This is a genomic window from Halorubrum sp. 48-1-W (genome assembly GCF_003287355.1).
Taxonomy (GTDB): Archaea; Halobacteriota; Halobacteria; order Halobacteriales; family Haloferacaceae; genus Halorubrum.
The window spans coordinates 95,491-118,950 of sequence record NZ_QMIM01000011.1; the positions used below are offsets into that span (position 1 = coordinate 95,491).

Below are 23,460 nucleotides of genomic sequence, written 5' to 3' on the forward strand. Positions count from 1 at the left end.
GACCGTCAGTCCGTCATCACGGTGACGACGGGACAGTCCACGTCGAGTAGCACGTCCTGGGTGACGCTCCCGAACAGCGCCTTGCCGACGGGCGATCGGCGTCGACCGCCGAGCACGAGGAACCGCGGATCGAGCTCGTTCGCCATCGAGACGATCTCCTCGGACGGCTCTCCGACGGCCCCACGCGCGTCGACTCGCGCGTTGTCGGACTCCGGGACGGCATCGCGGACCGCACGGCGGGCGAACCGGGCGGCGCTCTCCTTCTCCTGGGTGATCGAGATGTCGTGAAACCGCTTCGAGCTCTCGATGGTTTCCTTGTGGTCCTCGAACTCCGATCGCGGGACGACGTGGAACGCCGTGGCGGTGTCGTCGTATCGCTCCGCGAGCTCGTAGCCGAGAGGGATGACACGGTTCATGGCCTCGGTCTCGCCGACAGCTATTAGAACGGTCATACCCGTGATGATCGATTCCACCTGTAATATAGGTTGGCCCGGGACCGACAGCAGTCCACGTGTCCGTGCTGAACGGTGTTCGGAGGGAGGAGGCCAACGGTGTTCGGAGACGGAGGAGGGCGACCGGAGCAGAGGAGATGGCGCGTCCGTCGACGACCGAACCGTTCCGTTGCGGAAGCGTTTATATAGATACGGTGACCGGATAGGGACACCATGTCAGCCGACAACCCGCTTTTCGCGTCCGGCGTCCTCACCACCGAGGAGAGATCGGTGACGCTCTCCGAGGGGTTCGAGGAGGCGGTCGAAACGTACCTGTCACGGTTCGAGGGACACACGAGCGAGGAGTTCGCCGCCGAGATCGAAGCCGCCGTCGACGACGACGTCGCGGTCGAGCCGCTCGCGGCGCTCGGCGAGGAGGACCCGCGAACGATCGCCGAGCTGTGCGTCCTCGCCGAGCGCCTGGGGGCCGACGACGCCAAGACGGACGGAAACCCGGTACAGCTGCTTCCGTCCCTGCGGCTGTTTCGGGACGACGACGTTCGGTCCGACGGCGCCCCCGAGTCGTTCGTCCCCGTTGCTGCGACGCAGCTTCCACAGCTGTTACGGATCTACTCGCCGGCGCTGGTGTACGTGTGGCTGGACGACTCCGAGAAGTGTGACCTCGCGAAACGCGACCTCGAGACGGTGTTCGAGGAGCCACAGGATGTGATGCCGTTCGCGGTGTACGGCCCGGCGTACAAGGAGTTCCTCGACCGGGAGTACTCCCTGACGGCGGGTCCGGCGGTGTTGTTCACGCGTGACGGCGCGGTAGAGGCACGGATCTACGGCGCTCACGGACCCGGGACCATCGAGACGGAACTCGAACGACATCGACGGTGAACACGTCCCGCCGGACACTGACCCGAGAGGATCACCGAGCCGTCCCGGATTGACACCCTCATCCACCCGAACTTTTATTAAGTATTGGAAGAAGCCGACATACACCCCACAATGGCAATAACGGAGAGTATACACACTATCGAGAGGTCCGCACAGACCGATGAGCATTGCTGACAAGATCCACGCGTACCGCAACAGCGATCTCGCGATCATCGCGAGACGGGCGCTAGGGAACCTCCTCGAGGAACGGATCACCAAGGCGGCCTTCGTGATCCTGGCGATCATCCTCGTCATGGGTCTCGTCGGCCCGGTGATCGCGCCGTACTCGTACAACACCCAGCAGACGACGGACGACGGCGAGTTGATGCGGTACGCCGAGCCGTCCCTCGAACATCCGCTCGGTACGAACGACCGCGGGGAGGACGTGCTCTCGCGGCTGTTGTTCGGGGCGCGGTCGACGCTCATCACCGGCCTGCTCGCCGGTGGCCTGATGATGGTGATCGGGTTGACGGTCGGGATGACCGCCGGATACGTCGGGGGGAGGACGGAGAGCGTCCTCATGCGGTTCGTCGACTTCATGTACGGGATCCCCTTCATCCCGTTCGCGATCGTCCTCATCACGTTCTTCGGGGCGGGGTTCTACACGACGGTCGCGATCCTGGGACTCGTGCTCTGGCGGTTCATAGCCAGGGTGATACGATCCCAGGTGCTTCAGATAAACCAACGGCCGTACATCATGGCCGCACGAGCGACCGGGGCGAGCACTCCGTGGATCATGCGGAAACACATCCTCCCGAACATCGCGAACATGGCGGCGCTGTTCTTCGCGATGGGCGTCGGGTTGGCGATCCTCGAGCAAGCCGGACTTTCGTTCATCGGCGTCACCGACCCGTTCACGCCGACGTGGGGGATCATGATCCGGAACGCCAACCAAGCGGGTCGTATCGCCGAAGCCTGGTGGTGGACGTTCCCGCCGGGCATCATGATCGCGTTGACCGTGCTGTCGCTGTACCTCCTCGGCCGCGGGTACGAGGGGAGCGGCGGAGACGACGAGGTGGTGGTGTAAATGACGGACCCGATACTGGAATTCGAGAACGTCGACATTCGCTATCGGACGGAGAAAGGAAACGACGTATACGCGGTCAACGACGCGTCGTTCTCGATAGACCGGCACGACTACTTCGGGCTGGTCGGCGAGAGCGGGTGCGGCAAGAGTACGATCGCGGACGCCATCGTCGGTGGCCTCGACTCCAACGGCGAGGTCACCTCCGGGACGATCCGGTACAAGGGCGAGGAGATCCAGGACTACTCCGAGTCGGAGTTCAACGAGAACGTCCGGTGGAAGGAGATATCGGTCATCCCCCAGTCGTCGATGAACAGCCTGGACCCGGTGATGAAGCTGAGCAACCAGGCGGTCGAGATGGCGAAGTACCACACCGACCTCACGAAGACGGAGGCGGTCGACCGCCTGCGTGAGCTGTTCGAGGTCGTCGGGCTCTCCGAGTCGCGGATCCACGACTACCCGCACCAGTTCTCCGGCGGGATGCAACAGCGGGCGATCATCGCGTTCGCGCTGTACCTCCAGCCTAGCCTCATCATCGCCGACGAGCCGACGACGGCGCTGGACGTGATCATGCAGGACCAGATTATCGACTACATCAACGGCCTGAAAGACGAGTGGGACATCAGCATGCTGATGATCACCCACGACATCTCGGTCGTCTTCGAGAACTGCGACTCGATGGCCGTGATGCACGGCGGGCAGGTCGCCGAGACAGGGAGCGTGGTCGACGTGTACGACAGGCCGCGTCACCCGTACGCGATCCTGTTACAGAACGCGTTCCCGGACGTACGGTTCCCGGACCGCGAGCTGGCGGTCATCGACGGGCACCCGCCGCAACTCCGCGACGAGGTGGACTTCTGTACGTTCGCCGACCGGTGTCCGTGGGCCCAGCCCGAGTGTCGCGAGGGTGCCCCGGACGCCCAGCCCGTCGCCGGCGACGACGACCATCAGGCCTGGTGTGTCCGGGCCGACGAGATGGAGGAACTGGCGGCCGATCACCTCGAACCGAACGCCGACGAGGAGAGCATCCTGGAGGGACAAGAATGAGCGCGAACGATCCCGTCCTCGAACTCCAGTCGGTGGACAAACACTTCCAGACGACGTCGAGCTTCGTCGAGTCGGTCAAAGAGCGGATCTTCGGGGAGGGCCCGAAGCTGGTCCGTGCCGTCGACGACCTGGACATGACGCTCGAACAGAACCAGGTCCAGGGCGTCATCGGCGAGAGCGGCTGTGGAAAGACGACGCTCCTGCGGACCGTGATGGGGCTGTACGACCCGTCTGGCGGAGACATCCGATTCCAGGGGCAGTCGACGAGCGAGTTCGACAAGTCCGACTGGAAGGAGTTCCGTCGGAAGGTTCAGATCGTGTTCCAGGACCCGTTCAACTCTCTGGACCCGAAGTTCAGCGTCCGGCGCACGATCGCCGAGCCGCTGGAGATACACAATATCGAGTACGAGCGGTCGGACATCGAGGAGATGCTGGAGAAGGTCGGACTGACGCCCGCGAGCCAGTACATCCAACAGTTCCCGAACCAGCTTTCGGGCGGAGAGAAACAGCGCGTCGCCATCGCGCGAGCGCTCATTACCGACCCCGAAGTGATCCTCGCCGACGAGCCGTCGTCGATGCTCGACGTCTCGACGCAGGCGTCGATCCTCAACCTGTTGAACGATCTGACCACCGAGTTCGGCGTCTCGATGATCTACATCTCCCACGACCTCTCGACGGTATCGTACGTCTGTGACGAGATCAACGTGATGTATCTGGGACGGATCGTCGAGAAGGCCGAGACCCGGAAGCTACTCTCGGACCCGAAACACCCGTACACGAAGGCGCTGATCCAGTCGATCCCGATCCCCGACCCGCACCACGAGCGCGAGCGAGCGACGATCGGCGGGGAGCCGGGCGACCCGATCGACATGCCGGAGGGGTGTCGGTTCAAGACCCGCTGTCCGGAACGGATGGACGTCTGTGACCACGAACCGCTGGACGTCGATCCGGACGGTGACGGGGAGCGCACGGTCGCCTGTCACCTCTACTACGATCACGAAACGACGGCCGGCCAGGTGAACGAGCCGGCCGGGGAACACACTCCGGAGACACCGACATGACTCGATACGACCCGAGAGCGAACACGCGACCCGACGTGCAACGAGCGACGAACGCCCTCGTAGCCGGAGACGGCGAGGGGGGCAGAGCGAGATCCCAACCCGGAGGTGAGCGCCCGTGAGCCGTCTGAGCTACTTCGTCCGCCGGACGGCGATAACGGTGGGGCTGATCTTCCTCGTCGCCTCGGCGCTGTTCTTCTTCTTCCGGGCGATGCCGGGGGATTACTCGTCGCTACTGGTCCAACAGGGGATGAACCCCGAACAGATCGAACGGCTCCGGGCCGACTGGGGACTTGACGCACCCCTGTACGTCCAGTACTACGAGTACATCACCAACCTCCTGACCGGGAACGCGGGGCAGTCCTTCCGCTTCAGCGAGCCGGTCTGGGAGCTCGTGGCCCCGCGGATCTTGAACTCGTTCGTGCTGGTCGCACCGGCCATCACGGCGACGTACATCGTCGGCGGGCTGTTCGGCGCGTACATCGGGCGTCGCCGCGGGAGCCCGCTCGAGAAGTCGGGGATCATCTCGGTCTCCGTCTTCCACTCGATCCCGGACTTCTTCCTCGGGATCATGCTGATCGCGCTGTTCTCCTCGACGCTGGGGATCTTCCCGACGTCGGGGATGCTCCCGCCGGCGGCGATGCTCCAAGTCCAGGACCAGGCGTACTGGCAACGGTTCCTGTTGCCGGAGTTCTGGAGACACTACACGCTACCGTTCATGACGGTGCTCCTCTACTTCATGCAGTATCCGACGCTGATCATGCGTAACAGCGTCGTCGAGGTGAGCAACCAGGAGTACCTCCACTACCACCGGCTGAAGGGGCTTCCCGAGTCGAAGCTACTCCGGAAGATCATTCGTCACGCCTCGCTACCGGTCATCACGCTGTATCCGATCTCGCTGGCGGCGTCGATCAGCGGGCTCGTCCTGATCGAGGTCGTGTTCAACTGGCCCGGGATCGGCCAGCTGCTCGTCTCCTCGGTTCTGGCGAGGGACTTCCCCGTGATCCAGTTCGTGTTCCTCATCGCGGCCGTCTGGGTCATCATCGGGAACTTCGTCGTCGACCTCCTGTACGGCGTGCTGGATCCGCGCGTGTCCGTCGCCGGCGACGAGGACTGAGGGCGTCCTCGTCGACACCGACGGCCACGCCGGCCCGTTCATATGTTCGATCTCGAGCCATGAGGCGGGTCGAGACGTAACGTACGTCAGAAATTCTAAGTATCACAAATTTTTTAAATAGTTCCTTCGAACGCATAAGACATGCCACCAAGTGGCAACCGCGTGGAGGAGAAGGGTATCGACCGTCGGCAAGCACTGAAAGTCATCTCCGTGGCCTCTGCCGCGGCCCTCGCCGGCTGTGGCGGGAACGGCGAGGGCGGCGACGGCGGCGACGACGGGGGGGGCGGCGACGACGGAGGAGGCGACGACGACGGCGGCGACGACGACGGCGGCGACGGAGGAAGCAGTCCGGAGGGCCTCGGGGAGCGCGTCCCCACGTTGACCTTCCAGTACTGGTCGGACCAGGGGCCGCCGACGGTGCTGTTCGAGGAGACCATCTCGAGCATCCAGTCGGTCGCCTCGGACATCGGCATCGAGGTGGAGACACAGCCGATGACGACCGCGGAGGGCATCACGGCGGTCAGCGACGACGTGCGCGACTTCCACCTGGCCGTGAACAGCCACGGGCCGGACCCGGGCCGACTCGATCCCAACGGGCTGTTACAGGCGTACAGCATCGGTAACGCCGGATCGAACGGGCAGTACAACCCGTCGAACTACGCCAACACGGAGTACTCGGATCTCGTCAACGAGCAGGTGTCGATGGGCGTTCCCGACGAGCGTCGAGAGGTCGTCGGCGAGGCGATGAGCCTCTACTCGGAGGACCTCCCGTTCATCCCGACGATCGAGCGACCGACGACGGCCGCGATCAACACCGACATGGTGGAACCGGTCGAGGCGGGCGGTGCGGGCCTCTCCGCGGTTAACTGGGCCGCACTGGTCGAGTCGGGTGCTCAGACGACGGGCGGCACCGACACGATCCTTGCGAACCTCCCGGGGGAGTTCCTCACGGACAGCTTCTACCCGACGGTCGGCGACACCGACTCGCTGGGGCTGTACACGCAACTGACGCACTCGCCGCTGATGCTGTACGACTCCGACTACGAACGGGTTCCCGTGCTCGCGGAGGACTGGGAGGTCTCCGACGACGGGACGGAGGTGACGTTCAACCTCCGCGACGCCACGTTCCACAACGGGGAGCCGGTGACCGCGAGCGACGTCAAGTGGACCTACGAGTTCCTGAGCGAGCAGTACCACGACGGGCCCTACCAGTGGACGGACCTCCCGGAGGACCTGACCGTAGAGGCCGTCGACGAGACGACCGCTCGCTTCGAGACGCCGGAGCCGGCACCGACGCTGTTGACCGCACAGTTGCCGACGTTCGGCGTGTTGCCGCGTGACGCATACGTCGACGCCGGCATCGAGGAGAACCCGACCGACTTCGAGGACCCCATGATCGGCGCGGGCCCCTACGAGATCGCGACGTACAACAACCAGGAGAACATCGAGCTGGTGCCCCACGACGGGAACCCGGCGTTCGAAGTGGAGTCGCCGATCATCATGTCGATCTACGACAGCGTCTCGGCGGTCCGCCGGGCCTTCGAGAACGGGGAACTCGGCATCGCGGTAACGCTGACGCCGGACGCCGGCCGACAGATCGGCGAGACGATGGGCGACACCGCCCAGATCGTCAACGGGGCGGCGTTCCTGCCGTTCGGCATGATGCCGCAGATGTCCTACGCGCCCGGGATGCACCACGAGTTCCGGCAGGCGCTCTCACACATGGTCGACCGGCAGGGCCTGAACGAGACGTACGCCTTCGGGGAGTCCGACGTGGTGACGTACTGTACGTTCAACTCCCAACAACACCCCTGGTACAACGAGGACGTCCTCACGGAGGCCGGCCCGGAGACTCGCGACGTCGAGGCTGCCCGGCAGGTCCTCGAGGACGCTGGCTGGGGCTGGGACGACGACGGCAACCTCTACTACCCCGAGGACGCGGACCTCGAGGCGTGGCCCGAGGGCGAGGAGCCGAACCCGGACAACTTCTGACCGGCGTCGGTCACGACCCGGGAACGCCCTATTATTGTTCGCAGAACGTACCGAGTTTCGACGCCGTGATGGATCTGAACGGCGGATCCGCGGCGTCACCCAGAACCTTTTTTTAGAAGAGTCTCACACAGTAACTCGCCATGCGAAAGGTTAGATTCCGAGATCCGGCCGGATCCGTCCGTACCGGCGAATGGACCGACGATGACGAGATCCGGTTCGGCGGGGAGCAGTTCGACCCGTCCGAGGTCGACGTCCTCCCACCGACCGAACCGAGCAAGATCGTCTGTGTCGGCCTCAACTACTCCGCGCACGCCGAGGAGACCGACTCGGAGGTCCCCGAGCGGCCGCTGTTGTTCCTGAAGGGGCCGAACACCCTCGCGGGCCACGGTGACACGATATCGTTACCCGAAGGGAAAGAACGAGTCGACCACGAGGCCGAGTTCGGCGTCGTCATCGGCGAGCAGTGTCGAAACGTCCCCGAGGACCGCGTCGAGGAGGTCATCGCGGGGTACACCTGCGTGAACGACCTCTCGAACCGTGACGACCAGCGGAAAGAACAGAACTGGGTCCGTGGGAAGGCGTTCGACAACTCCGCGCCGGTCGGGCCGGTCGTCGCCGACCCGGAACACGTCCCCGACGACGCGACGATCAAGCTGACGGTCAACGGCGAGGAGAAACAGCACTCCTCGATCGACGACCTGATCTTCTCCGTCCCGGAGCTCATAAGCGAGATCACGAAGCTGATCACGCTCGAGCGCGGCGACATCATCGCGACCGGGACGCCCTCGGGCATCAGCCCGCTCAGTGACGGCGACACGGTCGCGATCGAGATCGAGGGGGTCGGTCGACTGGAACACGACATCGTCGGACCCGAGGAGTTCTCCGGCGACGTCGACCACCGGTTCATGCCGAACCAGTGACCGACGCCGAACGGGCTCGGAAGGCTCGGCGTGGACGGGCCTCCACGACGGACGCGTAACACGAGACGACGGGAACACGGGACCGACCGAACCGAGAACGACGACACGGAGGCACACGATCGGCGGAGCCGAACTCGCACGACGCCCAAAAGGGAAACGGGACCGCGTGTCCGATCCGTCGAGTCCCACGACGACGCCCGTGAATCCCATAAACATCAATATTTTATATATCACCGTTTACCGATAGTATACGCCAATATTTTCCACAAGTTTTTGTATAGGTGAAAGTAGCTCGATAGACTAGAGGTTCTATATAGCGATTTAGAGCTGAATAATCGAATTCAGTCACGACGTGGTCCAACGATCGAGAGATATCGATGTCGGTTCGAAGAAAACACTGAGATGGGATCCAAACCAGGTTAGACGTCGACTGCGTCGGAACGCTCGGATCGTGTTTACGATCGTTGGCATACCGAGAAAGTATAGTAATTCAGGTATTTCATGAGTATCATAGTATTTTCGATACTATGTCGGCGTCGATCCACAGCCCGGATCCGTCACGCTCATGCGGCGTCCTCCCGGAGTTCCGGGCGTGTACTGGCTCGAACTCGCGGGCGAGACGGACGCGTTCGCGGCCTACGAGGCGACGACGGGCGCGGCCGGCGTCGAACTCCTCGCGCCCGGTATCGCGCGCGCCGGCGGCGTCGGCGAGGGGATCGACCGGCTGGCGTACACCCGCGCCGTTCACGAGGCGGTCGCCCGGACCGACGCGACGGTCCCTACAGCGGTCGCCGCCCTCGAGGCCGTGCCGATCGATCGGGAGGGGAGCGTCGCGGTCCGCGCCCGCAACGTCCGGAACACGACCGACGTCTCCACGGCCGACGCCGAGCGGGCGCTCGGGAGCGTCCTCGTCGACCGTGGGTTCCCGGTCGACCTCGACGACCCCGACCACGTCCTTCGCGCGCTGTTCGCCGCGGGTGAACGCGCCGACCACGACGCGGTCGCCGGCGCGGACGGGGGGACCGCCTCCGTCTGCGCGCTTGGCTGGGTCGCCCGGGAGACGACCCGCGAGTTCGCGCCCGATCCGACCGATCGGCCCTTCTTCCAGCCGGGGAGCATGGCCCCCGCGGACGCCCGCGCGTACGTCAACCTCGCCGGGGCGGCCCCCGGCCGGACCCTGCTCGACCCGATGTGCGGGACCGGCGGGCTCCCGCTGGAGGCGGGGCTCGTCGGGGCCAACTCGATCGCCTGCGACGCTCAAGCGAAGATGGTCCGCGGGACGAGGGAGAACCTCCGGGCGTACGTGGGGCACGGCGACGGCGACGGCTCGCCGGGGTGGCACGTCGCCCGCGGCGACGCCACCGACCTGCCGCTCGTCGACGACGCGGTCGACGGCGTCGCCTTCGACGCGCCCTACGGCAGACAGTCCAAGATCGCCCGCCACGAGCTCGCGGACCTCGTCGCCGGCGCGCTCGCGGAGGCCGCCCGCGTCGCTCCCCGCGCCGTCCTCGTCGCCGACCGCGACTGGCGGGGTCGCGCCCGCGAGGCGGGCTGGGACGTCGCCACAGCCTTCGAGCGTCGGGTTCATCGGTCGCTGACCAGACACGTGCTGGTCCTCGACCGGGAGTGAGCCGGGACCGTGAAGGCCGGTCCGGAAGCGACGTGAGAGTGAAACCGAACGTCGGGTTTCCGCGCGTTTCGGTGGTCTTCCGGACAGCTTTCAGTTTCGCCGTGGCCGGGCAATCGTTAAGTGATCGGCGGGGAGTGATCTCCCCATGCCCGGGGACGCCGACGACGACATGCTCGCGTGGGACGAATCGGTGTTCCGCGACGAGTCGGTGTTCGAGATCGACCACGTCCCCGAGACGTTCCACCACCGCGAGAGCCAACTCGAGAGCCTCAAGTACGCGCTCCGTCCCGCGGTCAGGGGCTCCCGCCCGCTCAACACGATCGTCCGGGGGCCGCCGGGAACGGGCAAGACCACCGCGGTACAGAAGCTCTTCGCGGAACTGCGCGCGCGTACCGAGGTCCGAACCGTCCGCGTGAACTGCCAGGTCGACTCGACCCGCTACGCCGTCTTCTCCCGGCTCTTCGAGGGGATATTCGAGTACGAGCCGCCCTCCTCGGGGATCTCTTTCAAGAAGCTGTTCGGCCAGATCACTGACCGGCTCGTCGACGAGGACGAGGTGCTCGTGGTGGCGCTCGACGACGTGAACTATCTCTTTTATGAAAACGAGGCGTCGGACACGCTCTACTCGCTTTTGCGCGCGCACGAGGCGCACTCCGGCGCGAAGATCGGGGTGATCGTCGTCTCTTCGGACCTCTCGCTCGACGTCATCGACGACCTCGACGGTCGGGTCCAGTCGGTGTTCCGTCCCGAAGAGGTGTACTTCCCGGTGTACGACGCGACCGAGATCTACGACATCCTCGGCGAGCGCGCGGATCGAGGGTTCCACGAGGGCGTCATCGGCGACGCGGAGTTGGACCGGGTGGCCGAACTGACCGCCGAGAGCGGCGACCTCCGCGTCGGGATCGACCTCCTGCGTCGCGCGGGGCTCAACGCCGAGATGCGCGCCTCGAAGGCGATCGCGACCGAGGACGTCGAGTCCGCCTACGACAAGTCGAAACACGTCCACCTCTCGCGGTCGCTCCGCGGGCTCTCGGAGTCCGAGCGCGCGCTCGCCCGCGTGCTCGCGGACGTCGACGGCGAGCAGGCCGGGACGGTGTACGAGGCGTTCCACGAGGCGACGGGCCTCGGGTACACCCGCTACTCGGAGATCATCAACAAGCTCGACCAGCTCGGCGTGATCGACGCCGAGTACGCCGACGTCGAGGGACGCGGGCGCTCGCGCGAGCTCTCCCTCGCGTACGACGCCGAAGCGGTGCTCGACCGCCTGGAGTAAGTCGACGACGGTCCCGTCGCGATCGAGTCGAACGACGGCGACGCCTTTTCAATCCCTCCACGCGCACCCGGGGACATGAAGACGAGCGGCGGCACGGACGCGATGAAACGACGCGCCGGCGAGTCGGCCGCGGAGACGGTCGACGGCGGCGACGTGGTCGGGCTGGGGACCGGCTCGACGGCCGCACACGCGATCCGTGCGATCGGCGAGCGCGTCGACGCCGGGCTCGACGTCCGGGGCGTGGCGACCTCCTTCGCGAGCCGGGAACTCGCCATCGAGGAGCGGATCCCCCTCCTCGACCTCGACGAGGTCACCGGACCGGGAGCGGACGGGATCGACGTCGCCATCGACGGAGCCGATCAGGTCGCCGACGGCGACCTGATCAAGGGCGGCGGGGGCGCACACGCCCGCGAGAAGCTCGTCGACTCGGCCGCCGACCGGTTCGTCGTCGTCGCCGACCCCTCGAAGGAGACCGCGGTCCTCGACCGCCCGGTTCCGGTGGAGGTCCTCCCGAGCGGTCGCGGCGTCGTCGCCGACGCGGTGCGGGCCGCCGGCGGCGAGGCGACGCTCCGGCGGGCCGAACGGAAGGACGGCCCCGTCGTCACCGACAACGGGAACCTCCTCCTGGACTGTGCGTTCGGGTCGATCCCGGACCCGGAGGCGCTGGCTACGAGGCTCGCGGGCACGCCGGGCGTCGTCGAGCACGGACTGTTCGTCGGGCTCGTAGACGAGATCCACGTCGGGACGGCCGACGGGGTTCGGGTTCGGACCCCGTGATCGGCCGAGAGTGACCGATAGCGGGCACTCACCGGGTCGATCGCGTCAAAAAAACGGCAGGGTCGGACGCCTTACAGGTCGCGAGGCTGGACCGTCTTTCGGTCGTTGGCCTCGGCGCGGCGTGCGGCGTCTTCGAGCAGCTCGTCCACTTCTTCGTCCAGCGCGTCGTAGAAGTCCGAAGCGACGTTCTTGTCGTCCAGGGCTTCCTTGACTGCCGCTTTGACAATGAGGTCTGCCATGCGATCGGTGATATCCGTTGGGAGTTAATAAGAGTTCCTGAATTCGCCCGCGAGGGGCGCCGTGCGGGCGGTTCACGGCGAGGGGGCGATAGGAGAGTATATATGTCTTTTGAAGCCGGAGGTCGGACGGAACGCCGACGCGGATCGACGGCTACGAACCCCTGCGTCCCGAGGAGTCGACCATGCGCGAGGAACACGAGCACGGAACGGACGGTTCGCCGACGCGACGGACGTTGGAGGCGCTTTCGGCCGGCGAGATCGGCGTCGCGGAGGCGGAATCGCGGATCGCGGGGTACGCGACGACGGCTGTGGGTCGGTTCGACGCCGCCCGCGAGGACCGTCGCGGGATCCCCGAGGCGGTGCTCGCGGAGGGGAAACGCCCCGCGGAGACCGCCGCGCTGGCGACGACGGCGCTCGAGACGACGGGACGGGCGCTCGTGACCCGGGCGAGCCCCGACCACGCGGCGGCGGTCAGGGAGGCGGTGGGGGACGTCGCGCCGGACGCCGCGGTCGACCACGACGAGGTGACCCGAACCGTCGTCGTCCACACCGACGGGTACGAACGGCCCGCGCTCGCCGCGACCGTCGCGGTCGTGACCGCGGGGACCGCCGACGCGCCGGTGGCGGGCGAGGCGGAAGTCGTCGCCCGGGAGGTCGGCGCGAGGATCGACCGGATCGAGGACGTGGGCGTCGCGAACATCGACCGCCTGCTCGACCAGATCGAGCGGATCCGGGAGGCTGACGTGGTCGTCGTCGCCGCCGGCCGGGAAGGGGCGCTTCCCACGGTGGTCGCCGGGCTCGTGGCCGCGCCCGTGATCGCCGTGCCGGTCTCGACGGGCTACGGCGAGGGCGGCGAGGGCGCTGCCGCGCTCGCCGGAGCGCTCCAGTCGTGTACCGTCCTCACGACGGTGAACGTCGACGCCGGGTTCGTCGCCGGCGCGCAGGCGGGACTGATCGCCCGCGCGATCGACCGGGGCGGCGTCGACGGCGAGGGCGTCGACGGCGACGAGTGACCGGCCATGGCCGACCACCACGTCTACGTGCTCGAGTGTGCCGACGGCACCCTCTACACCGGCTACACCACCGACGTGGAGCGTCGGGTCGCCGAACACGACGCCGGCGAGGGGGCCAAATACACCCGGGGGCGGACCCCCGTGACCCTGCGACACGTGGAGTCGTTCAACTCGCGGTCGATGGCGATGTCGCGCGAGCACGCGATCAAGTCGTTGTCGCGTGCGGAGAAGGAGGAACTGATCGACGAGGGGTGAGCGCGCGACGAGGGGTGAGCGCGCGACGAGGGGTGAGCGCGGCGGTAGCCGAGGAGAGCGCTACTCGACGAGCCGTTCTATCTCGGTGACCAGGATGCCGCTCGCGCCGACCGCCTTCAGCTCCGAGATGGTCGCGAAGACGTCGCGCTCCTCGACGACGGCGTGGACCGCGACCATGCCGTTCCCCTCCGCGTCGGCCTCGACGTCCATCACGGTCGGGCCGCCGAGCCCGGGGATCACGTCCTTCACCTCCTCGAGCCGTCCCTTCGGCGCGTTCATCATCAGGTAGCGCCGGCCGTCGGCGGCCAGCACGGACTCGAAGGCCGTGGTCACCTGCTCGACCTTCGGGTCGTCGACGACGTCCGGGCGGGCGAACAGCCGGACCGAGGAGTCGAGCACGTCGTCGAGCACGGCGAGGCGGTTCACCTTCAGCGTCGTCCCCGTCGAGGTGATGTCGACGATGGCGTCGGCCATCTCGACGTGGGGGGTCAGCTCCGTCGCGCCGGTGACGGTGACCACGTCGGCGTCGACGCCCATCCGGTCGAGGTAGTCCCGGGTGACGGCCGGGAACTCGGTGGCGACCGTCTTCCCCGAAAGGTCCTCGACGGTCGCCACCTCGCCGTCCTCCGGCGCGGCGAGGACGAGCCGACAGGAGCCGTACCCCAGGTCCAGGAGATCGACGAGGTCGTCCTCGGACGCGTCCGCGGGATCCGCAACGACGCCGCCGGACTCGGCGGCCTGATCGAGGCCGGTGACGCCGAGGTCGGCCGCGCCGTCGCGGACGTACTCGGGGATGTCGGCCGCCCGGACGTAGAGGACCGTCACGTCCTCGTCGACCGTGTCGGCGTACAGCTGTCGGTCGGCGGTCTCCGCGACGTGGAGCCCGGCGCGCTCCAGAAGCGAGAGCGTCGGTTCGTGTAGGCGACCCTTGTTGGGGACGGCGATGCGCATACGGAGAGCGTCGCGGGGGGACGGGGAAACGTTTTCGTCCGGTGGCTCGGTCGCTGCGAACCCGAGACCGACGGCGGATCCGGGATATCGGACGAGCTACGTGCGAGTTAGCGCGCTAATATACGCTATCTTATATACTTATAAAACGTTATGAATATGGCATGAGTACAAAACCCACCGCCGCGAGACGCCGAACCGGAGGCCGTACCGACGGACTCGGACCGACGAGACGGGCGGTTCTCGCCGCCGGTGGGGTAGTCGCGCTCGGCGGGCTCGCGGGGTGTTCCGGCCTCGACGGACTGGTGGACCGCGCCGGCGAGCAGGTGCTCGGGACGACGGTCTCCACGCCGGCGGCGTTTTACGTCGGACGGCCGTCGGTAGACGGGTTCGCGGGCGGCGCCGGCGACGACGGAAGCAGCGGCCAGACGCAGGTCCGCCGAACCGGTCCGGTCGAGGTCGCATACGTGCCGGCGACGGCTCGGGCCGACTCCCGGGAGATCGAACTCGAAGGCTTTTCGACAAGTGGGGTGACGAAAGCCCGGGATTACAACTCCTCGCGCTCGAACAAACCCAGCTCGGAGTGGTGGGCCGGTCCCGACGACGACATCGACGACGCCGACGATGACGCAGACGGCATTCTGGACGTCGAACTCGAGTTGCTGGGCCACGTCGTGACCGCACAGGGCGCCGTGGACAGACGCGCTCCGGACGAAGCGAGACGCGCCCTCGACGCGTTTATCGACGCCACCGTGAACGCTCTCAGACCGGCCCTCGACAAGTGCGGGACCGGCGTCTGTGAGACGGTCCGTGAGAACTCCGAGATCCGAGAGCAGGGAATCCGGAACGCACGCCGGGGCGTCGAGGACGCCAACTGGGCCGTGGCGGTGCGAGAGCTCGCGGGCGTCGAGGAGATCGTCCTCGGAGACATCGAGCGGCTCGACGACCTCCTCGTCGAACGTCGCCCCGGGCGACCGCGGTTCATCGATGTTATCGAGTACCTGCGAGGCACGCCGACCGTCGGCGAGCGCTTCACCGTCAGCCTGCCCGACGCCAGGCTGCCGGGCGATCTCGGCTCGCTGGCCGAGGAACTCACGCCGGGACGCGTGCTCAGCTACTTCGCCGCGTCGTACGAGGAGGGCGGCAAGCGGGCGCCGTTTCACGATCGGTACGGCGCGAGCGGCGTCTCGTACGACGAGGAGGGCTGTATCCGGCTCGACGGCCCCGTCTCGTTCCATCGGGACATCTCCTGTGGGACGATACTCTCGGCCGAACTCGACACGTACCGCACCGAGAACCGGGGTATCGTCGGCTACAGCACCGAGGGCGGTGCCGTGGTGAGCGGCGCGCCCGCGTCGGCCGACACCGACGGGAAGTGCGTCTTCGTCGCGGCCGACGGCACCCTCCGCGAGCCCGAGACGCTCGACTCGTGGGGCGAGATCATCCTGGGTGAGGACAGGGATATGGTGATGCCGGGAGACGGCGACGTCTCAGTGAGCCCGACACTCGTCTGTCCCGTGGCCGTGACGCCTGCGGACTGCCCGTGTCCGTTACCCGGGTTGTTCTACGTCCGGCGGATCGTCCGCGACGATCAACTCGTCTTCGCCGGCGGGTGGATCCTCGACGAGGGCGCACTGTACGAGGATTCGGTGACCCTCCTCTTCGACGAGGGGCCGACCGAGGTCGCGAGCGTGGCCCCGGAAGACATCGAGAGCGATGACTACGACGACCGCGTCGTCGAGGGGTTCTCCCGCGACCGGAGCCGATACGGGTCGGCGATCGGTAGCGCTCGGGTACAGGGAACCGAGATGAACAAGGCGGAACTGATCGAGGCGATGGCGTCGCACGCGTTGACGCAGACCGATACGGGGCGGAAGGGACTCAACGCCGTGAACGTCAAGATACTCGGCAGACAGGGAGACGATGACGGCGACGAGGGGCCGACCTACGCGAGCGCAACCGCCTTGGACGCCCCGCTCGTCCATCTGGCCGGAGCCGGAGAGCGATCGCCGGACGAGAATATCGGGCTGTTGTTGCGAGGTATCGATAAGAAAGATATCCGCAGGGGGATGTGACCGCTCGCACGGGACCGCGCCGCCGTCGATCCCCGCGCCGCTCAAGTGCCTCCATCGCCAACGACGCGTATCGTGAGCGACGCCGACTCCCCCCTCTCGGAGGACCGCCCGACCGTCGACCGCCCCCTCCGCGTCGACGCCCCGTTCGAGCCCGCGGGCGACCAGCCCGAGGCGATCCAGGAACTCGTCGAGGGGTTCGAGTCGGGCGCGGACACGCAGACCCTCCTCGGCGTGACCGGCTCCGGAAAGACCAACACCGTCTCGTGGGTCGCCGAGGAGTTGGACCGGCCGACCCTCGTGTTGGCCCACAACAAGACGCTCGCGGCCCAGCTGTACGAGGAGTTCCGCGAGCTGTTCCCGGACAACGCCGTCGAGTACTTCGTCTCCTACTACAACTACTACCAGCCGGAGGCGTACGTCGAGCAGACGGACACGTTCATCGACAAGGAGATGTCGATAAACGAGGAGATCGACCGCCTGCGCCACTCCGCGACGCGCTCGCTGCTCACCCGCGACGACGTGATCGTGGTCGCCTCGGTGTCGGCCATCTACGGACTCGGCGACCCGGGGAACTACCGCGACATGGCGCTCCGCTTAGCGGTCGGCGAGGCGGTCGGTCGCGAGGAGCTGCTCGCCCGGCTCGTCGACCTGAACTACGAGCGCAACGACGTGGACTTCACGCAGGGCACGTTCCGCGTGCGCGGCGACACCGTCGAGATCTACCCGATGTACGGCCGGTACGCGGTCCGGGTCGAGCTGTGGGGCGAGGAGATCGATCGCATGCTCAAGGTCGACCCGATGAAAGGCGAGGTCGTCTCCGAGGAGCCCGCGGTGATGCTCCACCCGGCGGAGCACTACTCGATCCCGGACGACCAGCTGGAACAGGCGATCGCCGAGATCGAGTCGCTGATGGAGAAGCGGGTCGGCTACTTCGAGCGCCAGGGCGACCTCGTCGCGGCCCAGCGCATCGAGGAGCGCACCACCTTCGACCTCGAGATGCTCCGCGAGGCGGGCTACTGTTCGGGCATCGAGAACTACTCCGTCCACATGGACGACCGCGACCCCGGCGACGCCCCCTACACGCTCCTCGACTACTTCCCCGACGACTTCCTCACCGTCATCGACGAGTCCCACCAGACGATCCCCCAGATCAAAGGGCAGTACGAGGGCGACAAGTCGCGAAAGGACTCGCTCGTCGAGAACGGGTTCCGGCTCCCGACCGCCTACGACAACCGCCCGCTGACGTTCGAGGAGTTCGAGGAGAAGACCGACCGGACGCTGTACGTCTCCGCGACGCCGAGCGAGTACGAACGCGAGGAGTCGGCGAACGTCGTCGAACAGATCGTCCGCCCCACCCACCTCGTCGACCCGAAGGTGGAGGTGACGGGCGCGACCGGGCAGGTCGAGGACCTCCTCGAACGCGTCGACGAGCGGATCGACCGCGACGAGCGCGTCCTCGTCACCACGCTCACGAAGCGCATGGCCGAGGACCTCACGGAGTACTTCGAGGAGGCCGGGGTCGACGTGGCGTACATGCACGACGAGACGGACACCCTGGAGCGACACGAGATCATCCGCGACCTCCGGCTCGGCAACATCGACGTGCTCGTCGGGATCAACCTGCTCCGAGAGGGGCTCGACATCCCCGAGGTGAGCCTCGTCGCCATCCTCGACGCCGACCAGGAGGGATTCTTACGCTCGACCACCACCCTCGTCCAGACGATGGGGCGGGCAGCCCGCAACGTCAACGGCGAGGTGGTCCTCTACGCGGACCGGGTCACCGACTCGATGGAGCAGGCGATCGAGGAGACCCAGCGTCGCCGGGAGATCCAACTGGCGTACAACGCCGAGCACGGCTACGAGGCGACCACCATCGACAAGCCGGTCGGCGAGACCAACCTCCCGGGCTCGAAGACGGACACGAGCGGCGTCAGCGTCGGCGACGTGGAGAGCGAGGACGAAGCGAAAGCGCAGATCGAGGCGCTCGAAGACCGGATGAACGAGGCCGCGAGCAACCTGGAGTTCGAGCTGGCCGCGGACATCCGCGACCGGATCGCGGAGCTACGCCGGGCGTTCGAGCTCGACGGCGACGAGGAGGGCGTGCCCGCGCCGATGCTTGACGAGTAGCGGGGGCGGGCGGTTTCGGGACGAAAACCGATCCGGGGCGACACGATCGGTTGCCTCGAGGGGGTATCGGCCGCCGGTGAGAGACCGATACCAAATATCACGCTGGCGAGTCGGGGCGACGGAGTTTTCATCCGCGAGCGACCGACCGGGGAGCATGTACCGTCGCGCGCTCGTGGTCGGCGCGCTCGCCGTCGCGACCGCGGGGTGTACGGACCGGCTCCACGACCTCGCGGCGTCGACCCCGCGGGACCTCGCGGTTGCGAGCCGATACGTGGACGACGACCCGCTCGTTCCCGCGGAGAGCGTGCGCGCACAGCCGCCGGGCCTCCCGACACACGCCCTCGCGTTTCGGTCGTCGACGGGGGCAAAGCGGGCGATCCTCGGGGACGCGGAGCGGACGCTGTCGTTCGTCGACGCGACGCCGTTCGTCGACGACGGGGGCGACGCCGTGCTCGTGGTGCTCCAGCGGCTGGCTCCGCCGGGGCTCGACGTCCGGCTCGGGTCGGTGAGCCGGATCGGCGACCGCGCGCTGCGGGTCACGGCCGACGAGATCGGCCACCGGCCGGGCGACGAGGACGACCCCGCGGTCCACACGCTCCTCGTCCGCCTGGCCGACGGGCGCGGGCAACCGGAGCGCGTCGTCGTCTCGGTCGAGGGCGACCGGGCGGGCGTGACGGTGTGACACCGCGCCGGCGTGACGGTGTGACACCGCGCCGGCGTGACGGTGTGACGTCTCCCCCGCCGGTCTCGGCTCCGTCCCGCGACCGCTTTGTGCCCCGGCGGCCTTCCGGTCGGTATGGCCACCCTACGCCGTCGCCTCCTCGGACTCGGGCTGCTCGCTGTCGGCGTCGCCGCCTTCGCGACCGCGGCGACCGTCGCGCCCACGGTCGTCCCCGGCTCGGCGACCGCGTCCGGCGACCCCGACCTCGTCGTCCCGTCTCCGACCTCGCTTCTGGCCGCGCCCGGGCTCGGCGCTGTCGGCGCGCTGGCGCTCGGCACGGGGGTCGGCACCGACGTCGGGGCACCCTTCGCCGCGTTCGCCGCCTCGGAGGGACTCGCGACGCTACGCGCCGGTCCCCCCGCCACGGTCGCGGCCGGCACTCTCGCCGGCGGCGCGGTGGCACCCGTCGTGCGCGCGTCGACCACGGAAGACACGATCGCGCTGCTCGCCGGCGCGGTCCTGCTACTCGCGTCGGTCGCGGTCGCGTCGGCCGATCCGCTCGCGCTCGTCGCCGGCGTCCTCGCGGTCGGCGCGCTGTGGGCGGTCGATCCGGTGAACTGGCGGCCTTAAGTGGTGGCTCGCCCCCGCACCGACCTCCGTTATCAGCTCCCGAGCCGCTCGCTCTCGGTCACTAACTCGATGTCGTGGTCGGCCTCGCGGGTCTCGCCCCCCGGCGGGCGAGGTCGACATCGTCCGAGTCTCACGTCTCGTCGGTCTCTCGCTCGCGCCCGGTTCCGGGTTCGCGCTTCTCGCCGAACTGCTCGACGGGACCTCCGCGATCGGACTCGCGTGGGGGCTTGACGCTACCAGTTGGGCACTGTAGCGACCACCCGTAACCGGAGATCACCACTCAGTCTCCGTCTCGGCACCGTCCGTTCGTGGATCGGAGGAACGACTCTGCCCTCAGCATGAAAGCTAATTTGTTATACTACAATTTTGTTGGTAATACTTATAACAGTGGAGTCAGTGGGATCCGATACGGTTCACACGGCTAAACTCACGTTACGCTGTAAGACCGTCTCCCGAGCGACACGACTGCGGTCGGACTCACCAGACTGATGCGAGACAGTGGCAGAGGCAATCCAACGCAATCGGTCACGTTTGAGGTGGCCAAATGAGTGAAAGCGAAGACGCAAACACGAACGCGAGTACAGGCGCAGATATCGAGACGGACATCTTCTCGGAGAGAAAACAGCTGAAGCCCTACGAGTACAGCGAGTTTCTCGACTACGTCGAGGCGATCCGGAACAGCTACTGGGTACACACGGAGTTCAATTTCGACGGAGATGTCCAAGACTTCAAGGTCAACACGACTCCTGCTGAGCGGACCGTTATCAAGCGGACGATGTTGGCTATCGCGCAGATCGAGGTGCAAGTGAAGACGTTTTGGTCGGATATCTACGAGGAGATGCCCAAAGCCGAGGTCGGGAACGTGGGTATGACCTTTGCGGAAAGCGAGGTGCGGCACATGGATGCCTACAGTCACCTACTCGACGTCTTAGGGATCACGGACGATTTCGAGCAGGTAACTGAGGAGCCAGCGATCAAAGAGCGGATCGAGTATCTCGATGAGTATCTGGAGAAGAGCGAGAGCGACGACGAACGAGAGTACGTGATGAGCATCCTGCTGTTCAGTACGTTCGTCGAACACGTATCGCTATTCAGCCAGTTCCTCGTAATGACAAGCTTCGACAAGCACGAAAAGAAGTTCAAGGGAATAGCGAACGCGGTCGAAGCAACCAGCAAAGAGGAGCAGATTCACGGGCTGTTCGGGGTTGAGCTGGTGGAGACGATCAGAGAGGAGAACCCGGACCTCTTCGATGACGACTTCGGGGCGGACGTCCGGGAGGCCTGTCAGCAGGCCTACGAGGCAGAGATGGAGATACTGGATTGGATATTCGCCGACGGCGAGCTGGATTTCCTTCCCAGAGCGCATGTCGACGCGTTTCTGCGAGATCGGTTCAATCAGAGTCTCGAAACCGTCGGCGTTGAACCGATATTCGAGACGGACGACGACCTGCTTGAGGAGACGCGCTGGTTCGACGAGGACGTTATGATGACGAAGGATAACGACTTCTTCAGCAAGCGGTCGACCACGTACAACAAACACACACAGAGCGTTACCGCCGAGGACATGTTCTAAAATGGCACAAACAGAACTCGACAGCGTTGAGCAACAACATACCGAACCGTTTTACTGGCTGAACGAGGACAGCAGGGAGTTCCTTAGAGAGGGGTACCTGCTTGACGGCGTCGAAGCGGAAGAGAGAGTCAGACAGATAGCGGAGCGCGCCGAAGAGATCTTGGGTGAGGAAGGCTTCGCGGACAAGTTCTACGAGTACATGAGCCGCGGCTTCTACAGTCTCGCCAGCCCAGTATGGTCCAACTTCGGACTGGACAGGGGCCTTCCTATCAGTTGCTTCGGTAGCTACATGCAGGATAACATAGAGAGCATCCTCTACACCCAAGCCGAGGTGGGTGAAATGACCAAGCAGGGTGGGGGCACGAGCGGATACTTCGGTGAGCTGCGGCCGCGGGGCAGTCCGATAACGAACAACGGCAAGAGCAACGGGAGTTACAGTTTCACAGAGCTGTTCGATACGATCATCAACGTCATCAGCCAGGGAGAAACCCGGAGGGGGCAGTTCGCCGGCTATATCGACGTCGAACATGATGACTTGGAAGAATGGCTTAACATCAAAACCGAAGGGGACCCAGTACAGGACATCTACTACGGCGTCATCATCGGGGACGACTGGTTTCAGTCGATGATTGACGGCGACGAAGAGAAGCGAGAGACCTGGGCGGATATCATCGAGACCCGGATCAATATCGGCGTTCCGTATATCATCTTCCGGGGGAATATGAACGAGGGGAAACCACAGGTCTACAAGGACAAAGACTATCAAATAAACGCGTCCAACCTGTGTACCGAGATAGCACTGCCAGCCACGGCGGACGAGAGCTTCGTCTGCTGTCTCTCAAGTATGAACGCTCTCCACTACGACGAATGGAAGGACACCGATGCGGTGGAGACTCTGACGCGGTTTCTGGACGCGGTGATGGAGGAATTCATCCAGCTCACGGAGGGAGTACAGTTCATGGAGCGGGCTGTGCGGTTTGCGAAGAGACACAGAGCGATAGGAATCGGCGTCCTCGGTTGGCACAGCTACCTCCAGAGCAACATGATTCCCTTCGACAGCATGGAGGCGATGGAGAAGAACGGAGAGATGTTCCGGACGATCAAAGAGCGAAGTTACGAGGCGAGTGAAGCGCTTGCCGATGAGTTCGGGGAGCCAGAGGTTCTTGAGGGCTACGGCAGGCGGAATACGACGACGATGAGCGTGGCTCCGACAAAATCGAGCAGCGTCATTCTGGGTCAGGTCAGTCCGAGCATCGAGCCGCTGAAAGCGAACTACTTCGTGCGAGACAGTGCGAAGCTAAAGTCGACGCAAAAAAACAGGTTTCTTCAGGCGATACTGGCGGAGAGGGGCAAAGACACCCGCGAAGTCTGGGACAGCATCGCGAATAAGGACGGGAGCGTTCAACATCTCGACTGTTTGACGGACGAAGAGAAAGAGGTGTTCAAGACCTTCGCCGAGATACCGCAGATGGCGATCATCAATCAGGCAGCACAGAGACAAAAATACATAGACCAAGCGCAGAGCGTGAACGTCTCGATCGACCCGAGTGAAGTGAGCGTCAAGGAGATCAATCAGCTCTACATAGAAGCTTGGAAGAAGGGGGTCAAGAGCCTCTACTATCAGAACAGCGTGAATGCCGCACAGAAATTCAGTCGGGATATTCTCGAGTGTAGAGCCTGTGAGAGCTGATCGCCACTCGTAGCGGCTCGCCTACCGTCACAGTCAACCCG

Annotated in this window: 21 protein-coding genes; 18 read left to right on the top strand and 3 right to left on the bottom strand. The window is 65.6% G+C overall.

Annotation, left to right across the window (positions count from 1 at the left end; genetic code table 11):
• Window positions 1–5 precede the first annotated feature (5 nt).
• Complete coding sequence (locus DQW50_RS06125; protein WP_112078405.1) at window positions 6–452, bottom strand: universal stress protein; 447 nt, start codon at window positions 450–452, stop codon at window positions 6–8.
• A 213-nt stretch (window positions 453–665) separates the two neighbouring features.
• On the opposite strand from DQW50_RS06125, the gene DQW50_RS06130 reads away from it, so the two are divergent.
• From DQW50_RS06130 to rpiA, 10 genes are all read left to right on the top strand, one after another.
• Window positions 666–1,331 (top strand): hypothetical protein, encoded by a 666-nt coding sequence (locus DQW50_RS06130; RefSeq protein WP_112078406.1) that lies wholly within the window; start codon window positions 666–668, stop codon window positions 1,329–1,331.
• A 160-nt stretch (window positions 1,332–1,491) separates the two neighbouring features.
• Window positions 1,492–2,397 carry an ABC transporter permease gene (locus tag DQW50_RS06135; RefSeq protein WP_112078407.1) on the top strand — a complete coding sequence of 302 codons (906 nt, stop codon included), beginning with the start codon at window positions 1,492–1,494 and terminating at the stop codon, window positions 2,395–2,397.
• On the top strand, window positions 2,398–3,441 hold the full coding sequence (locus tag DQW50_RS06140; protein ID WP_112078408.1) for an ABC transporter ATP-binding protein: 1,044 nt from the start codon (window positions 2,398–2,400) through the stop codon (window positions 3,439–3,441).
• Entirely contained in the window at window positions 3,438–4,502 is a 1,065-nt protein-coding gene (locus tag DQW50_RS06145) for an ABC transporter ATP-binding protein (RefSeq protein ID WP_112078409.1), read from the top strand. Before DQW50_RS06140 ends, DQW50_RS06145 begins: the two co-directional genes overlap by 4 nt.
• Before the next feature lie 115 nt (window positions 4,503–4,617).
• Window positions 4,618–5,616, top strand: coding sequence for an ABC transporter permease (locus DQW50_RS06150; protein WP_127341312.1), 999 nt, complete (start codon window positions 4,618–4,620; stop codon window positions 5,614–5,616).
• Window positions 5,617–5,757: 141 nt separating this feature from the next.
• Window positions 5,758–7,608, top strand: coding sequence for an ABC transporter substrate-binding protein (locus DQW50_RS06160; protein WP_127341313.1), 1,851 nt, complete (start codon window positions 5,758–5,760; stop codon window positions 7,606–7,608).
• Between the two features lie 140 nt (window positions 7,609–7,748).
• Complete coding sequence (locus DQW50_RS06165; RefSeq protein ID WP_112078412.1) at window positions 7,749–8,528, top strand: fumarylacetoacetate hydrolase family protein; 780 nt, start codon at window positions 7,749–7,751, stop codon at window positions 8,526–8,528.
• 592 nt (window positions 8,529–9,120) lie between these two features.
• Window positions 9,121–10,158 (top strand): THUMP domain-containing protein, encoded by a 1,038-nt coding sequence (locus DQW50_RS06170; RefSeq protein WP_112078413.1) that lies wholly within the window; start codon window positions 9,121–9,123, stop codon window positions 10,156–10,158.
• A 145-nt stretch (window positions 10,159–10,303) separates the two neighbouring features.
• Entirely contained in the window at window positions 10,304–11,431 is a 1,128-nt protein-coding gene (locus DQW50_RS06175; protein ID WP_112078414.1) for an ORC1-type DNA replication protein, read from the top strand.
• Between the two features lie 75 nt (window positions 11,432–11,506).
• The gene (gene rpiA, locus DQW50_RS06180; protein WP_112078415.1) at window positions 11,507–12,208 is read left to right on the top strand and encodes a ribose-5-phosphate isomerase RpiA; all 702 of its coding nucleotides are present in this window, start codon (window positions 11,507–11,509) and stop codon (window positions 12,206–12,208) included.
• A 71-nt stretch (window positions 12,209–12,279) separates the two neighbouring features.
• Here rpiA and DQW50_RS06185 read toward each other — a convergent pair whose 3' ends face one another.
• Complete coding sequence (locus tag DQW50_RS06185) at window positions 12,280–12,447, bottom strand: DUF1931 family protein (RefSeq protein ID WP_004267503.1); 168 nt, start codon at window positions 12,445–12,447, stop codon at window positions 12,280–12,282.
• Window positions 12,448–12,629: 182 nt separating this feature from the next.
• Between DQW50_RS06185 and larB the strand changes: the two genes are divergently transcribed.
• The gene (gene larB, locus DQW50_RS06190; protein WP_112078416.1) at window positions 12,630–13,460 is read left to right on the top strand and encodes a nickel pincer cofactor biosynthesis protein LarB; all 831 of its coding nucleotides are present in this window, start codon (window positions 12,630–12,632) and stop codon (window positions 13,458–13,460) included.
• Between the two features lie 6 nt (window positions 13,461–13,466).
• Window positions 13,467–13,715 (top strand): GIY-YIG nuclease family protein, encoded by a 249-nt coding sequence (locus tag DQW50_RS06195; protein WP_112078417.1) that lies wholly within the window; start codon window positions 13,467–13,469, stop codon window positions 13,713–13,715.
• 60 nt (window positions 13,716–13,775) lie between these two features.
• Here the strand turns inward: DQW50_RS06195 and hisG are convergent, their stop codons facing one another.
• On the bottom strand, window positions 13,776–14,666 hold the full coding sequence (gene hisG, locus DQW50_RS06200; RefSeq protein ID WP_112078418.1) for an ATP phosphoribosyltransferase: 891 nt from the start codon (window positions 14,664–14,666) through the stop codon (window positions 13,776–13,778).
• Between the two features lie 161 nt (window positions 14,667–14,827).
• On the opposite strand from hisG, the gene DQW50_RS06205 reads away from it, so the two are divergent.
• The 6 genes from DQW50_RS06205 to DQW50_RS06230 all read left to right on the top strand — a co-directional run bounded on the left by DQW50_RS06205 (window position 14,828) and on the right by DQW50_RS06230 (window position 23,419).
• Complete coding sequence (locus tag DQW50_RS06205) at window positions 14,828–16,738, top strand: hypothetical protein (RefSeq protein WP_241964364.1); 1,911 nt, start codon at window positions 14,828–14,830, stop codon at window positions 16,736–16,738.
• Window positions 16,739–16,810: 72 nt separating this feature from the next.
• Entirely contained in the window at window positions 16,811–18,865 is a 2,055-nt protein-coding gene (gene uvrB, locus DQW50_RS06210; RefSeq protein WP_112078419.1) for an excinuclease ABC subunit UvrB, read from the top strand.
• Window positions 18,866–19,019: 154 nt separating this feature from the next.
• Window positions 19,020–19,547 (top strand): hypothetical protein, encoded by a 528-nt coding sequence (locus DQW50_RS06215; RefSeq protein ID WP_112078420.1) that lies wholly within the window; start codon window positions 19,020–19,022, stop codon window positions 19,545–19,547.
• 114 nt (window positions 19,548–19,661) lie between these two features.
• A complete protein-coding gene (locus tag DQW50_RS06220) occupies window positions 19,662–20,156 on the top strand; it encodes a hypothetical protein (RefSeq protein WP_112078421.1) in 495 nt (164 codons plus the stop codon).
• Between the two features lie 544 nt (window positions 20,157–20,700).
• Entirely contained in the window at window positions 20,701–21,729 is a 1,029-nt protein-coding gene (locus tag DQW50_RS06225; protein ID WP_112078422.1) for a ribonucleotide-diphosphate reductase subunit beta, read from the top strand.
• 1 nt (window position 21,730) lies between these two features.
• A complete protein-coding gene (locus DQW50_RS06230; RefSeq protein ID WP_112078423.1) occupies window positions 21,731–23,419 on the top strand; it encodes a ribonucleoside-diphosphate reductase subunit alpha in 1,689 nt (562 codons plus the stop codon).
• Window positions 23,420–23,460 lie beyond the last annotated feature (41 nt).